Raw genomic sequence first — 14,465 nt, 5'->3', positions numbered from 1 at the left:
AGAGGAGGGCCAGAGGAGTGGCAGAGGAGGGGGAGAGGAGTGGGAGAGGAGTGGGAGGAGGCCGGGCAGGAGCTGCCGCGGGGCCGTCCGGCCCGGCCGGAAGCGGAGGAAGCCGTGCCGGTATCGTCGGGATCCGTCCGCCTCTGAACCGTGTGAACCGTGTGATCCCTGGAGCCGTCATGAGCCAGCCCCCCGCCCGCCGGACCGTACTTCGGGGTGCCGCGCTCGCCGGGGCCGCCGGCTTCGGGCTGGCGGCCTGCACGCCCAACGGCTCGGACGACTCGGCGATCCCCGACAAGCCCGTGGAGCTGGGGCCCGCCGCCGACGTCCCGGTCGGCGGCGCCAAGCTCTACCGCGAGGACCGGCTCGTCGTCTCCCAGCCCGCCAAGGGCACGTACAAGTGCTTCAGCGCCAAGTGCACCCACGCCGGCTGCATCCTGTCCGACGTCGAGAAGAAGGAGGGCAGCTGCCCCTGCCACGGCAGCCGCTTCGACGTCACCACCGGCAAGGTCGTCCAGGGCCCGGCGTCCGAGCCGCTGCCCGAGGTCCCGGTCAGGGCCGAGCACGGCAAGCTGATCGCGGGCCCGAGCACGGCAAGCTGAGGCCGCCCACCCCCGGCCCCACCCGATGCCGCCTGCACCCCAATCCCACCCGGGATGCTGCCCTTATCCCTCACCCCACCCGATGCTGCCTTTATCCCCCATCCCATCTGATGCTGCCCTTATCTCCAATCCCACCCGATGCTGCCCTTATCCCCAATCCCACCCGATCCCCAGTATTCCGGGCCGCACCCCCTGCTCGACGAGGTGGACGGCGTGGTACCGGCCGCTGAGCGTCAGTTCCTGCTGGGCGCTGCGCGGGGCGCCCGCGGAGGCCTGGGCGAAGCGGCGGCAGCGCACCGGCAGCGCCGCCTCGTCGAACCGCACCTGCAGCACGTACTGGCAGCCGGCGAAACTGAAACCGCGCAGGTACTCGCTGCTGGGACCGCCGCTGCCGTCCTCGAAGACGTAGTCGAAGACATGGGTGTCGCCGGCCCGCAGCCGGGTGTCGAAGAGCAGCTCGGCGACCACCACACCGGCCTCGGCGTGCCCGCGCACCCGGCCCAGCCGGCAGTTCTCCCCGGCGTGCACCCGCACCCGCGTGGGTTCGCAGCCCGCCTCGCCGCGGTGGATGGCGACATAGCGGTCCACACCGTCCCGGTGGGCCCGGACCACCTGGTGGGACTCCCGCTCGACCAGCTGGCGCTGCGGCCCGATGCGGACCCGTTCGTGGTGCCCGACGGTGTGCAGCCCGCCGTCCGCGGGCGTCTCCAGCTCGGCGAACAGCCGCTGCAGCGCGTCGGCGGGCGCCACCAGCGAGCGGTACGTGCGGGCCACCGGACGCTCGGCCTCCCGGTGGGCACCGCCCTGCGGCACCAGCAGCCGGTGCAGGGACTGCGCGGGCAGCTCAAGGACCTCCTCCAGGGCGCGGACCGCCCGCAGCGATTCGGGCCGCTGCGGCCGCCGGGCGCCCTGCTGCCAGTAGCTCAGGCTGGTCACCCCGATGGTGATCCCGCGCTGGGCGAGCTTGTGCTGGACCCGGGTGAGGGCCAGCCCCCGGGCGGTGAGCGCGGAGCGCAGGGCGAGATGGAACGGACCGGTCCGCAGGAGCTGGGCCAGCTCGGCCGACTGGGGAGTGTTCTCTGCCATGTCCTCTTCCTCCGGCGCGCGGGTGAACGTTCACATCCGGATTGCGCGCCGCGTGCTCTCCGTGCCTGTTCACTGCAGTACGCCGGGCACCGGTCGTTCACATCCGGGCCCGTCCGTCCACACCCCCATGTCATTCCGCATTGAAGCGTGTTGACCTGCCTGCGACAACACCCGATGCTCCATCGCAAGCATCCGGATGCGCTCCTCTCCCCCTCACCCCCCATCGGGAGGAACGCCATGCCACGTGCACCTCTGTCCCGCCGGAGATGGCTGTCGGCCGCGGCGCTCACCGCCGCCGTACTGACCGCCTCCTCCACCGCGACCACCGCGGCGGCCACCCCGTCCGCCCGTCCGTCGCACCCCGCCGCCACGGCCGCCACCGCGGCCGCCCCCGCGCGCCCCCTGACCGCCAACCGCCTCAACATCTCCATGCAGGCCCAGGAGAAGACCAACTGGTGCTGGGCCGGCTCGGGCAACACCATCGCCACCTGGTACGGCAGGAACTACAGCCAGAACCAGTTCTGCAACGCCGCGTTCGACCGTCAGCAGGGCACCACCTGCCCCAACAACCAGGCCACCCTGGGCAACGTGCAGAACGCCTTCGACTGGATGGGCATCAACTCCGGTTCGTATGTGACCGGTTGGCTCCGCTACAGCACCGTCCAGAACGAGATCAACGCCAACCGGCCCATCGAGACCCGCATCCAGTGGTCCTCCGGCGGCGGCCACATGCACGTCGTCTACGGCTACGACACCGACAACAACTGGATCTACTGGGGCGACCCCTGGCCCTCCAACTACCGCTACAACTGGGGGGATTTCGACTACTACGTCAACGGCAGCTCCTTCTCCTGGACGCACTCCCTCTACCGGATAGGAGCCTGAGGCATGACGCAGCGCACCGCCGCCCCCACCGTCGTCCGCGCCGTCGCCACCGGAGCGCTGGCCACCGCCCTGATCGGCCTCGCGCCGTACACCGCGGTCGCCGCCCCCGTCCCCGCGCCGCAGGCACCGGCCCGGGCGAGCCTCACCGCGGCCCACGACGCGGCCACCGCCCCCACGACCCTGGAGACCCTGGCCCGCTTCTTCGCCGCCGAGCAGAAGCGCGACGGTGCCCGGGCCGTGGCGCCCGGCACCGTACGGCCGCACATCGAGGGCGCCGCCGTGCCGGTCTACGCCCTCTCCCCGGACTTCGTCCGCGGCACCGCCCACGCCCCCGTCGCCCGCCTGGAGTTCCTCGCCAGCAAGGCCGTCGCCGCCGACGGCCGGACCGCCTCGGTGTGGACCGTGCGGCACGGCGCCAGCTGGAAGGTCGTCAACATCGCCAGCGGCGACGACGAGGCCCGCTACACCGCCGCCGGCGCCGCCCGGGACGCGGCCGGCACCGTCTTCCACGAGCCGCAGATCGACGCCTGGTACCTCCAGCGCGGCGACCGCATCGAGCCGCTGGACGCGGACGCCCGGAAGGCCGTCGGCGCCCACGGCACCACCGTCGCCGCCTACCGCAAGCGGGTGGCGAAGGCCTACGGCGACAAGCTCCCCGGCTCCGCGTACGACAAGCGGGGCGAGGCCGGCGGCTACGGCCCGAAGGCCGCGGAGCGGGCCGCGCCCGCCACGGAACCGGCCGCCGGGCAGCCCGCACAGGCGTCCGCCGTGCCGGACGGCGACCTCCCGGTGACCGCCGCCACCACCGCGGCCGGCGCCGCCGCGCTGCTCGCCCTGGGCCTGTCCACCGCGACCGCCCTGCGCCGGCGCCGCCACCGCTGACCAGGGCGCCCGACCGCCTGCCCGCCGCCCCCATGGCGGGCAGGCACCCCGGCCGCGGTCCGGACACCGTGATTGTCGGTGGCGGTCAGTAGGGTGGGGTTCATGGCAGACCCCAGCAGCTACCGACCCAAGCCGGGACAGATCCCCGACTCGCCGGGGGTCTACAAATTCCGCGACGAGCACGGCCGGGTCATCTACGTCGGCAAGGCCAAGAGCCTACGCCAGCGCCTGGCCAACTACTTCCAGGACCTGGCCGGGCTCCACCCGCGCACCCGCACGATGGTCACCACCGCCGCCTCGGTGGAATGGACCGTCGTCTCCACCGAGGTCGAGGCGCTCCAGCTCGAATACAGCTGGATCAAGGAGTTCGACCCCCGCTTCAACGTCAAATACCGCGACGACAAGAGCTATCCGTACCTCGCGGTCACCCTCAACGAGGACTTCCCCCGCGCCCAGGTCATGCGCGGCGCCAAGAAGAAGGGCGTGCGCTACTTCGGTCCGTACGCCCACGCCTGGGCCATCCGCGAGACCGTCGACCTGATGCTGCGGGTCTTCCCCGTCCGCACCTGCTCCGCAGGCGTCTTCAAGCGCTCCGCCCAGATCGGCCGCCCCTGCCTGCTCGGCTACATCGGCAAGTGCTCCGCCCCCTGCGTCGGCCGGATCTCCGAAGCCGACCACCGCGAACTCGCCGAGGAGTTCTGCGACTTCATGGCCGGCCGCACCGGCGCCTACATCCGCCGGCTGGAACGGCAGATGCAGGACGCCGCCGAGGAGATGGAGTACGAACGCGCCGCCCGGCTCCGCGACGACATAGGCGCCCTCAAGCGGGCCATGGAGAAGAGCGCCGTCGTCCTCGCCGACGCCACCGACGCCGACCTGATCGCCGTCGCCGAGGACGAACTCGAAGCCGCCGTCCAGATCTTCCACGTCCGCGGCGGCCGGGTCCGCGGCCAGCGCGGCTGGGTCACCGACAAGGTCGAGGCGGTCACCACCGGCGACCTCGTCGAACACGCCCTCCAGCAGCTCTACGGCGACGAACAGGGCGACGCCGTGCCCAAGGAGGTACTGGTCCCCGCCCTGCCCGACCCCGTCGAACCGGTCGCCCAGTGGCTCACCCAGCGCCGCGGCTCCCAGGTCTCCCTGCGCATCCCGCAGCGCGGCGACAAGAAGGACCTGATGGCCACGGTCGGCCGCAACGCCCAGCAGGCCCTCGCCCTGCACAAGACCAAGCGCGCCTCCGACCTGACCACCCGCTCCCGCGCCCTGGAGGAGATCGCCGAGGCCCTCGGCCTGGACTCGGTCCCGTTGCGCATCGAGTGCTTCGACATCTCCCACCTCCAGGGCGAGGACGTGGTCGCCTCCATGGTGGTCTTCGAGGACGGCCTGGCCCGGAAGAGCGAATACCGCCGCTTCCAGATCAAAGGATTCGCGGGGCAGGACGACGTCCGGTCCATGCACGAGGTCATCGGCCGCCGCTTCCGGCGCTATCTCCAGGAGAAGCAGAAGTCGGGGGAGTGGACCGAGGAGCCCGGGCAGCCGGACGGCGAAACCCCCGAAGCCCTCGAAGCACCCGAGGCCACCGAAGCTCCGGAGGTCACCGCCAGGGACATCGCCGAGGACACCGCCCCCGCCACCGACGGTCCGCTCGACGACGACGGCCGCCCCAAGCGGTTCGCCTACCCTCCCCAGCTCGTCGTCGTCGACGGCGGCGCCCCGCAGGTCGCGGCCGCCCGCCGGGCCATGGACGAGCTCGGCATCGACGACGTCGCCGTCTGCGGCCTGGCCAAGCGCCTGGAGGAGGTCTGGCTGCCCGGCGAGGACGACCCGGTCGTCCTGCCGCGCAGCAGCGAGGGCCTCTACCTCCTCCAGCGCGTCCGCGACGAGGCACACCGCTTCGCGATCACCTACCAGCGCAGCAAGCGGACCAAGCGGCTGAAGGCCTCACCGCTCGACGCCGTGCCCGGCCTCGGCGACACCCGCCGCCACGCACTGCTCAAGCACTTCGGCTCGTTGAAGAAGCTGCGGGCCGCGACGATCGACGAGATCTGCGCGGTCCCGGGGGTCGGCCGCAAGACCGCCGAGACGGTCGCCGCGGCGCTGGCCGGAGCGGCACCGACCGCTCCCGCGGTGAACACCGCCACAGGAGAGATCATTGAGGATGACGGGGCCCCACCGGCCGCGTTGTCGGCAGAACGGGGGCAGGAACCATGAGCACAGAGCACGAGACGCAGGAAACCGAGAGAGACGGTGCACAGGTGAGTACGGGCACGATGCGCGAGTCCGACCAGGGCGAGAGCGCCGCGATCCCCGAGCTGGTGATCATCTCCGGGATGTCCGGGGCCGGCCGCAGCACCGCCGCCAAGTGCCTGGAGGACCTCGGCTGGTTCGTCGTCGACAACATCCCGCCCGAGCTGATCCCCCCGATGGTCGAGCTCGGCGCCCGCTCCCAGGGCAACGTCGCCCGCATCGCCGTCGTCGTCGACGTCCGCGGCCGCCGCTTCTTCGCCAACCTCAAGGAGTCCCTGGCCACCCTCGACGCGCAGAACGTCAAGCGCCGCATCGTCTTCCTGGAATCCTCCGACGAGGCCCTGGTGCGCCGCTTCGAGTCCGTGCGCCGCCCGCACCCCCTCCAGGGCGACGGCCGCATCGTCGACGGGATCGCCGCCGAACGCGACCTGCTGCGCGAGCTGCGCGGCGACGCCGACCTGGTCATCGACACCTCCAGCCTCAACGTCCACGAGCTCCGCGCCAAGATGGACGCCCAGTTCGCCGGCGAAGAGGTCCCCGAGCTCCGCGCCACGGTCATGTCCTTCGGCTTCAAGTACGGCCTGCCCGTCGACGCCGACATGGTCATCGACTGCCGCTTCATCCCCAACCCGCACTGGGTCCCCGAGCTGCGCCCCTTCACCGGCCTCAACGACGAGGTCTCCCACTACGTCTTCAGCCAGCCCGGCTCCAAGGAGTTCCTGGACGGCTACGCCGAGCTGCTGCGGATCGTCGCCGAGGGCTACCGCCGCGAGGGCAAGCGCTATGTGACCATCGCCGTGGGCTGCACCGGCGGCAAGCACCGCAGCGTCGCGATGTCCGAGAAGCTCGCCCGGAGGCTGGTCTCCGAGGGAGTGGAAACCGTCGTCGTCCACCGCGACATGGGGCGCGAGTGACCGGCCGCACACCACGGCTGCGCCGGGTCCGCCGATTCGTCCCCAGCGGCCGTGCGACGAAGGGCGCCACCCCCAAGGTGGTGGCGCTCGGCGGCGGCATGGGCCTGTCCGCCTCCCTCGCCGCGCTGCGCCGCATCACCGGTGACCTCACGGCCGTCGTCACGGTCGCCGACGACGGCGGCTCCAGCGGCCGGCTCCGCGACGAGCTCGGCGTGCTGCCGCCGGGTGACCTGCGCAAGGCGCTGGCCGCGCTGTGCGGCGACGACGACTGGGGTCAGACCTGGTCCCGGGTGATCCAGCACCGCTTCCAGAGCGAGGGCGAGCTGCACGACCACGCCGTCGGCAACCTCCTCATCGTCGCCCTGTGGGAGCAGCTCGGCGACCACGTCCAGGCGCTCGACCTGGTCGGCAAGCTGCTCGGCGCGCACGGCCGGGTCCTGCCCATGTCGGCCGTCCCCCTGGAGCTCCAGGCCCAGGTCAGGGGCCACGACCCGGACCACCCCGACGACATCTCCACGGTCCGCGGCCAGGCCACCGTCGCCCTCACCCGCGGCGAGGTGCAGTCCGTCCACGTCGTCCCCGAGGACCCGCCGGCCGTCCCCGAGGCGGTCGCCGCGGTGCGTGACGCCGACTGGGTGGTTCTCGGCCCCGGATCCTGGTTCTCCTCCGTGATCCCCCATCTGCTGGTGCCACAGCTGCGCCTGGCCCTGGAGGAGACCAAGGCCCGCAAGGTGCTCTCCCTCAACCTCGCACCGCAGCCGGGCGAAACCGATGGCTTCTCCCCGCAGCGTCATTTGGAGGTTTTGGCCCGACACGCCCCTAAACTCGCCTTCGACGTGGTGCTGGCCGACAAGGCCGCCGTGCCCGACATCGATGGTCTGACGGTTGCCGCCAAGCAGCTCGTCGGCAGCGAGGTCGAGCTGGCGGCGGTTGCGGCGCAAGGAGACGACGCCCGGTCGACCGCCGGGGGAGCCCCCGACCGGCACGACCCGGAGCTGCTGGCCGCCGCGTACGACCGTATTTTTCGGATGCATGGAAGGATCGGCCCATGGCGATGACGGCTGCGGTGAAGGATGAGATCTCCCGGCTCCCCGTCACCCGGACCTGCTGCCGGAAGTCGGAGGTCTCGTCGATCCTGCGGTTCGCGGGAGGTCTGCACCTGGTCAGCGGACGCATTGTGATCGAGGCCGAGCTGGACACGGGCATCGCCGCCCGCCGGCTCCGCAAGGACATCCTGGAGATCTTCGGGCACAGCTCCGACCTGGTGGTGATGGCTCCCGGCGGACTGCGGCGCGGCAGCCGCTACGTCGTACGCGTGGTGGCCGGCGGCGACCAGCTGGCCCGCCAGACCGGCCTGGTCGACGGCCGCGGCCGGCCCATCCGTGGGCTGCCCCCGCAGGTCGTCTCCGGCGCCACCTGCGACGCCGAGGCCGCCTGGCGCGGCGCCTTCCTCGCCCACGGCTCGCTCACCGAGCCCGGCCGCTCCTCCTCCCTGGAGGTCACCTGCCCCGGCCCCGAGGCGGCGCTCGCCCTGGTCGGCGCGGCCCGCCGCCTCGGCATCGGCGCCAAGGCCCGCGAGGTCCGCGGTGTGGACCGCGTCGTCGTCCGTGACGGTGACGCGATCGGCGCGCTGCTGACCCGGCTCGGCGCCCACGAGTCGGTGCTCGCCTGGGAGGAGCGGCGGATGCGCCGCGAGGTCCGGGCCACCGCCAACCGCCTCGCCAACTTCGACGACGCCAACCTCCGCCGCTCGGCGCGGGCCGCGGTCGCCGCCGGCGCCCGGGTGCAGCGCGCACTGGAGATCCTCGGCGAGGAGGTCCCCGAGCACCTCGCCGCGGCCGGCCGGCTGCGCATGGAACACAAGCAGGCGTCCCTGGAGGAGCTCGGCGCCCTCGCCGACCCGCCGCTCACCAAGGACGCGGTCGCCGGCCGGATCCGCCGCCTGCTGGCGATGGCCGACAAGCGTGCCCAGGACCTCGGCATCCCCGGCACCGAATCCAACCTCACCGAGGAACTCGCCGAGGGCATGGTCGGCTGACCCGGCCCTCCCCGCCCTCCTCACCCCGTCACATCCGCCCCCGGTGCCACGAGCGCACCGGGGGCGGTTTGCCTGTGCGGCCTCCGACGAAAAACGCTCATCTGAGAAGCAACGAGCGCGTTTTGTCAATGTCACGTACGTCTCGTATAGGGGGTAGGGTCGGAGGCGGTCGGGGACAGCCCATACAGCTCGCCGGTGTCTTGCCGGCGTACCAACGAGGAGATCGGTTCGTGACGATCCGCGTAGGCATCAACGGATTCGGCCGCATTGGTCGCAACTACTTCCGCGCGCTCCTGGAGCAGGGTGCGGACATCGAGATCGTCGGTGTCAACGACCTGACCGACAACGCCACCCTGGTCCACCTGCTCAAGTACGACACCATCCTGGGTCGCCTCAAGCAGGACGTCAGCCACACCGACGACACCATCACGGTCGGCAACCAGACCTTCAAGACGATGGCCGAGCGCGACCCGGCCAACCTCCCCTGGGCCGAGCTCGGCGCCGACATCGTCGTCGAGTCGACCGGCATCTTCACCAAGCGCGAGGACGCCGCGAAGCACCTCGCCGCCGGCGCCAAGAAGGTCCTGATCTCCGCGCCTGCCAAGGACGAGGACATCACGATCGTGATGGGCGTCAACAACGACAAGTACGACGCCGCCAACCACCACGTCATCTCCAACGCCTCGTGCACCACCAACTGTGTGGCGCCGATGGCGAAGGTCCTCGACGAGAACTTCGGCATCGTCAAGGGCCTGATGACCACGGTCCACGCGTACACCAACGACCAGCGCATCCTGGACTTCCCGCACAAGGACCTGCGCCGCGCCCGTGCCGCCGCGGAGAACATCATCCCGACCTCCACGGGTGCCGCCAAGGCCACCGCGCTGGTCCTCCCGCAGCTCAAGGGCAAGCTGGACGGCATCGCCATGCGCGTCCCGGTCCCCACCGGCTCGGTCACCGACCTCGTCCTGGAGCTCGACCGCGAGGTCAGCAAGGACGAGATCAACTCCGCGTTCCAGAAGGCCGCCGAGGGCCAGCTCAAGGGCATCCTGGAGTACACCGAGGACCCGATCGTCTCCTCGGACATCGTCAACTTCCCGGCCTCCTGCACCTTCGACTCCTCCCTGACGATGGCGCAGGGCAAGCAGGTCAAGGTCGTCGGCTGGTACGACAACGAGTGGGGCTACTCCAACCGCCTGGTGGACCTGACCACCTTCGTCGGCGGCCAGCTCTGATATCTCTGCCTGATACCCCAGGCACCGAGGTGTGAAGGACGGGGCTCGTACGGCGCGACGAAGCGTCGTACGAGCCCCGTGCTGCGACCGAATCAAGCGACGGAGCACTTCCCATGAAGACGATCGACGACCTCCAGGTAGCAGGACAGCGGGTTTTTGTCCGTGCCGACCTGAATGTCCCGCTGGACGGCACCACCATCACCGACGACGGCCGGATCCGCGCCGTCGCCCCGACGATCGCCAAGCTCGCCGAGCGCGGCGCCAAGGTGATCGTCGCCTCCCACCTGGGCCGCCCCAAGGGCGCCCCGGACCCGGCCTTCTCCCTGGGCCCCGCCGCCCAGCGGCTCGGTGAACTCCTCGGCCAGAGTGTGGCGTTCGCGACCGACACCGTCGGCGAATCCGCCGCCGCCGTCACCGCGGGCCTCGCCGACGGCCAGGTGGCCGTGCTGGAGAACCTCCGCTTCAACCCCGGCGAGACCAGCAAGGACGACGCCGAGCGCGGCGCCTTCGCGGGCCAGCTCGCCGCCCTCGCCGACCTCTACGTCGGCGACGGCTTCGGCGCCGTGCACCGCAAGCACGCCTCCGTCTACGACCTGCCGCGGCGTCTGCCGCACGCCGCCGGCGACCTCATCGCCACCGAGGTCGGCGTCCTGAAGAAGCTCACCGAGGACGTCAAGCGCCCCTACGTCGTCGTGCTCGGCGGCGCCAAGGTCTCCGACAAGCTCGCCGTCATCGACGAGCTTCTCGGCAAGGCCGACCGCCTCCTGATCGGCGGCGGCATGGCGTACACCTTCCTCAAGGCCAAGGGCTACGAGGTCGGCATCTCCCTCCTCCAGGAGGACCAGATCCCGACCGTCACGGAATACATGGAGCGCGCCGAGAAGAACGGCGTCGAGCTGGTCCTGCCGGTCGACGTCCTCGCCTCCACCGAGTTCCCGGACCTGAAGACGAAGGCCCCGGCCACCTTCGACACCCTCGACGCCGACAAGATCCCCTCCGACAAGGAGGGCCTGGACATCGGCCCGAAGACCCGCGAGCTGTACGCTTCCAAGCTGGCCGACGCCGCGACCGTCTTCTGGAACGGTCCGCTCGGTGTCTTCGAGCACCCGGACTACGCCGATGGCACCCGTGCCATCGCCCAGGCGCTCGTCGACAGCGATGCCTTCACCGTGGTCGGCGGTGGCGACAGCGCCGCCGCGGTCCGCCTGCTGGGCTTCGACGAGAAGGCATTCGGCCACATCTCGACCGGTGGCGGCGCCAGCCTCGAATACCTCGAAGGCAAGACGCTCCCCGGCCTCGCCGCTCTGGAGGACTGAAAAACCGTGAGTGACCGCACCCCGCTGATGGCGGGCAACTGGAAGATGAACCTCAACCACCTTGAGGCCATCGCCCACGTCCAGAAGCTCGCCTTCGCCCTCACCGACAAGGACTTCGACGCCGTAGAGGTCGCCGTCCTGCCGCCCTTCACCGACCTCCGCTCGGTGCAGACGCTGGTCGACGGCGACAAGCTCAAGATCAAGTACGGCGCGCAGGACCTCTCCGCGCACGACTCCGGCGCGTACACCGGTGAGATCTCCGGCGCGATGCTCGCCAAGCTCAAGTGCGCGTACGTGGCCGTCGGTCACAGCGAGCGCCGCCAGTACCACGGCGAGAACGAAGAGATCTGCAACGCCAAGGTCAAGGCCGCCTTCAAGCACGGGATCACCCCGATCCTCTGCGTCGGCGAGGGCCTGGACGTCCGCAAGGCCGGCAACCACGTCGCGCACACCCTCGCCCAGGTCGACGGCGGCCTCGCGGACATCCCGGCCGAACAGGCCGAGACGATCGTGATCGCCTACGAGCCGGTGTGGGCCATCGGCACCGGCGAGGTCGCGACCCCCGAGGACGCCCAGGAGGTCTGCGCGGCGATCCGTGGCCGCCTGGCCGAGCTCTACAGTCAGGATCTGGCCGACAAGGTCCGCATCCAGTACGGCGGCTCGGTCAAGTCCGGCAACGTCGCCGCGATCATGGCGCAGCCGGACGTCGACGGCGCCCTGGTCGGCGGCGCGGCACTGGACGCCGACGAATTCGTCAAGATCGTCCGCTTCCGCGACCAGTAGCAGCCGCGCAACACCAGCAGCTATGACGAGGGCGAGCCCTCGTCGTACCCTGTCGGGGCCGGGACCGGTGCACCAGCGCCGCCCCGGCCCCGCACCATATGTTCCACGTATCGTGATCCCTACGTCCGTCCGTCAGTCCTAGAGAGTTGGTCCAGCCGTGGTCATCGGATTCTCGATCGCCCTCATCGTCTTCAGCCTGCTGCTGATGATGCTGGTGCTCATGCACAAGGGGAAGGGCGGCGGTCTGTCCGACATGTTCGGCGGCGGCATGCAGTCCTCGGTCGGCGGCTCCTCGGTCGCCGAGCGCAACCTGGACCGCATCACCATCGTGATCGGTCTGCTGTGGTTCGCCTGCATTGTCGTCCTCGGCGTCCTCATGAAGCTCGGCAGCTGACATACCGTCGGGGGCGCGGCCTATCATGAGGGCGGCGTCCCGGGACGGTAACTCCGCTCACTGGACGCGCGTTGGGCCTTACGTAGACTGTGGCGTTCCGCAGCGCAGCTGATGTGAAGGCTTTGCAGCACCATTACGCAGGGAGTAACGACCGTGGCAAGTGGCAACGCGATCCGAGGAAGTCGGGTCGGGGCGGGGCCGATGGGGGAGGCCGAGCGCGGCGAGTCCGCGCCGCGCATCCGCATCTCCTTCTGGTGCTCCAACGGGCACGAGACGCAGCCCAGCTTCGCCGGCGATGCGCAGGTTCCGGACACTTGGGACTGCCCGCGCTGTGGTTTCCCGGCAGGCAAGGACCGGGACAGCCCGCCGGACCCGCCGCGCACCGAGCCCTACAAGACCCACCTCGCCTACGTCCGTGAGCGCCGCAGTGACGCCGACGGCGAGGCGATCCTCGCGGAGGCGCTCGCCAAGCTCCGCGGCGAGATCTGACGGAACGGACACACGGCCGGCCCGGCCGGAGGGAACCCCCTCCGGCCGGGCCGGCCGTGTGTGCGGGGCCCGCCGCCGTCTGAGGCAGCGGATGGGGAAGGTTCCCGAGGCCCGCTGTCAGTGGTCGGCCGTACTGTTTCCTTGTGTGGACGTTCCGTAGTCATCCAGCTGCGGAGCGTGCCGCGTGGAGGGTCCGTGTCCGCGTACGCGCGGGCGCGCAGGACAACGGGTGACAGCACGGGGGGCGACATGACGGATACGGACAAGGCGCCGCGTACGGCGGACCGGGCGGCGGGCGCTGCCGGGCCGCTCACCTGGCGCGGGGGCTTCGGCCGGCTGTGGACCGCGGCCGCCGTCTCCCGCTTCGGCGACGCCCTGCGCGGCACGGCCCTGCCGCTGCTGGCGTACTCCCTCACCGACTCCCCGCTGCTGATCTCCTTGGTCACCGTCTGTGGCTTCCTGCCCTGGCTGCTCTTCGGACTGCTCGGCGGCGCGGTCGCGGACCGCATGGACCAGCGCCGGGCCATGTGGACGGTCGACGTGGCCCGCGGACTGCTGATGGCCGGCTTCGCGCTGGCCGTGGCCTCCGGCCGGGCGGACATCGGACTGCTGCTCGCGCTGGCCTTCGCGCTCACCACCCTCCAGACGCTGTTCGACAACGCAGCCACGGCCCTGCTGCCCGCGCTCGTGCCCCCGGGGTCACTGACCAGCGCCAACGCCCGTCTGCTGACCGGCCAGGAGGTCGCCCACCGGTTCCTCGGCGGACCGCTCGCCCCGGCGCTCATCGCGCTCGGCGCCGCGCTCCCCTTCCTGGCCGACGCCCTGACGTACCTCCTCGCGGCCGGCCTCGTCGCCTCCCTGCGCACCCCGCCACCGGCCCGCCCGCCGGCCGTCACCGGCCGCACTCTGCGCCGCGACCTCACCGAGGGCATACGGGAGTTGTGGCGCGACCGGGTCCTGCGGGCGTTCTGTCTGTCGGTGGCGCTGGCCAACACCGGCATGGGTGCGCTCATCGCCACCCTGGTGGTGGTCGTCAAGGACGGTCTGGGCGCCGGGAACACCGGCTACGCCGTCATCACGACCGGATACGGCATCGGAACGGTGCTGGGCGGCCTCTGCGCGGCCCGCATCATCGCCGTGACCGGCAGTCCGCTCCGCGCCGCGCTCCTCACCGGAGTGCTGCAGACCCTGCTCCTGGTGGGATTCGGGACAGTGCCCGAGATCAGCGCCGCGGCGGTGCTCCTCGGCCTGTTCGGCTTCGCCGGCACGGTGGCCACCGTCCTTGAGGCCACCGTCGTCCAACAGCGCGCCCCGGCCGCCCTGCTCGGCCGCATCAGCGCCGCGTTCCGGACGATGTCCATCGGCACCGCACCCCTCGGCGGACTGCTCGGGGGCGCAGCCGCCACGGCGTACGGCCCCGACAGTCCCGCCCTCCTCGCCGCCGGCCTGCTGGGCCTCGCCACCCTGGCACTCCTCCCCGCCCGTCCACCGGTTCGTCAGATGCTGGACAGCGCACCGACCGACAGCGGACAGATACCTCATACCGCGCCCTGATCAATTAGGTTGGGAGATGGCGGGGCCGGTACGAGATGAA

At 71.2% G+C, this 14,465-nt stretch carries 14 protein-coding genes; 13 read left to right on the top strand and 1 reads right to left on the bottom strand.

What is annotated here, in order from left to right:
* Nucleotides 1-179 precede the first annotated feature (179 nt).
* The gene (locus AB0E02_RS20750; RefSeq protein ID WP_362141403.1) at nucleotides 180-602 is read left to right on the top strand and encodes a Rieske (2Fe-2S) protein; all 423 of its coding nucleotides are present in this window, start codon (nucleotides 180-182) and stop codon (nucleotides 600-602) included.
* Nucleotides 603-749: 147 nt separating this feature from the next.
* Here AB0E02_RS20750 and AB0E02_RS20745 read toward each other — a convergent pair whose 3' ends face one another.
* Nucleotides 750-1,688: a hypothetical protein gene (locus AB0E02_RS20745; RefSeq protein ID WP_362141401.1), complete on the bottom strand. Its 939-nt coding sequence runs from the start codon at nucleotides 1,686-1,688 to the stop codon at nucleotides 750-752.
* 237 nt (nucleotides 1,689-1,925) lie between these two features.
* Here AB0E02_RS20745 and AB0E02_RS20740 point away from each other — a divergent pair, with 237 nt between their 5' ends.
* From AB0E02_RS20740 to AB0E02_RS20685, 12 genes are all read left to right on the top strand, one after another.
* Nucleotides 1,926-2,573, top strand: a complete 648-nt coding sequence (locus AB0E02_RS20740; RefSeq protein ID WP_362141399.1) for a papain-like cysteine protease family protein — start codon at nucleotides 1,926-1,928, stop codon at nucleotides 2,571-2,573.
* Nucleotides 2,574-2,576: 3 nt separating this feature from the next.
* Nucleotides 2,577-3,455, top strand: a complete 879-nt coding sequence (locus AB0E02_RS20735) for a hypothetical protein (protein ID WP_362141398.1) — start codon at nucleotides 2,577-2,579, stop codon at nucleotides 3,453-3,455.
* Nucleotides 3,456-3,557: 102 nt separating this feature from the next.
* On the top strand, nucleotides 3,558-5,666 hold the full coding sequence (uvrC, locus tag AB0E02_RS20730; protein ID WP_362141396.1) for an excinuclease ABC subunit UvrC: 2,109 nt from the start codon (nucleotides 3,558-3,560) through the stop codon (nucleotides 5,664-5,666).
* Nucleotides 5,663-6,616 (top strand): RNase adapter RapZ, encoded by a 954-nt coding sequence (gene rapZ, locus AB0E02_RS20725; protein WP_362141394.1) that lies wholly within the window; start codon nucleotides 5,663-5,665, stop codon nucleotides 6,614-6,616. The genes uvrC and rapZ overlap by 4 nt, the downstream gene beginning before the upstream one ends.
* Nucleotides 6,613-7,674 (top strand): uridine diphosphate-N-acetylglucosamine-binding protein YvcK, encoded by a 1,062-nt coding sequence (yvcK, locus tag AB0E02_RS20720; RefSeq protein WP_362141392.1) that lies wholly within the window; start codon nucleotides 6,613-6,615, stop codon nucleotides 7,672-7,674. Before rapZ ends, yvcK begins: the two co-directional genes overlap by 4 nt.
* A complete protein-coding gene (gene whiA / locus AB0E02_RS20715; protein WP_018091880.1) occupies nucleotides 7,665-8,654 on the top strand; it encodes a DNA-binding protein WhiA in 990 nt (329 codons plus the stop codon). Before yvcK ends, whiA begins: the two co-directional genes overlap by 10 nt.
* Nucleotides 8,655-8,884: 230 nt before the next feature.
* Nucleotides 8,885-9,889 carry a type I glyceraldehyde-3-phosphate dehydrogenase gene (gene gap / locus AB0E02_RS20710; protein ID WP_362141389.1) on the top strand — a complete coding sequence of 335 codons (1,005 nt, stop codon included), beginning with the start codon at nucleotides 8,885-8,887 and terminating at the stop codon, nucleotides 9,887-9,889.
* 113 nt (nucleotides 9,890-10,002) lie between these two features.
* Nucleotides 10,003-11,205, top strand: coding sequence for a phosphoglycerate kinase (locus AB0E02_RS20705; protein WP_362141387.1), 1,203 nt, complete (start codon nucleotides 10,003-10,005; stop codon nucleotides 11,203-11,205).
* A gap of 6 nt (nucleotides 11,206-11,211) precedes the next feature.
* The gene (gene tpiA / locus AB0E02_RS20700; RefSeq protein WP_362141385.1) at nucleotides 11,212-11,988 is read left to right on the top strand and encodes a triose-phosphate isomerase; all 777 of its coding nucleotides are present in this window, start codon (nucleotides 11,212-11,214) and stop codon (nucleotides 11,986-11,988) included.
* 157 nt (nucleotides 11,989-12,145) lie between these two features.
* Nucleotides 12,146-12,382, top strand: coding sequence for a preprotein translocase subunit SecG (secG, locus tag AB0E02_RS20695; RefSeq protein WP_030411885.1), 237 nt, complete (start codon nucleotides 12,146-12,148; stop codon nucleotides 12,380-12,382).
* 153 nt (nucleotides 12,383-12,535) lie between these two features.
* Nucleotides 12,536-12,871, top strand: coding sequence for an RNA polymerase-binding protein RbpA (locus AB0E02_RS20690; protein ID WP_016578660.1), 336 nt, complete (start codon nucleotides 12,536-12,538; stop codon nucleotides 12,869-12,871).
* Nucleotides 12,872-13,120: 249 nt separating this feature from the next.
* Nucleotides 13,121-14,425, top strand: coding sequence for an MFS transporter (locus tag AB0E02_RS20685; protein WP_362141382.1), 1,305 nt, complete (start codon nucleotides 13,121-13,123; stop codon nucleotides 14,423-14,425).
* The last annotated feature ends 40 nt before the right edge of the window (nucleotides 14,426-14,465 follow it).

It is taken from the genome of Streptomyces sp. NPDC048196 (assembly GCF_040652715.1).
Lineage (GTDB): Bacteria > Actinomycetota > Actinomycetes > Streptomycetales > Streptomycetaceae > Streptomyces > Streptomyces siderophoricus.
The sequence above is the reverse complement of the archived record's forward strand: the minus strand, read 5'-3'. Positions and strand labels throughout refer to the sequence as shown.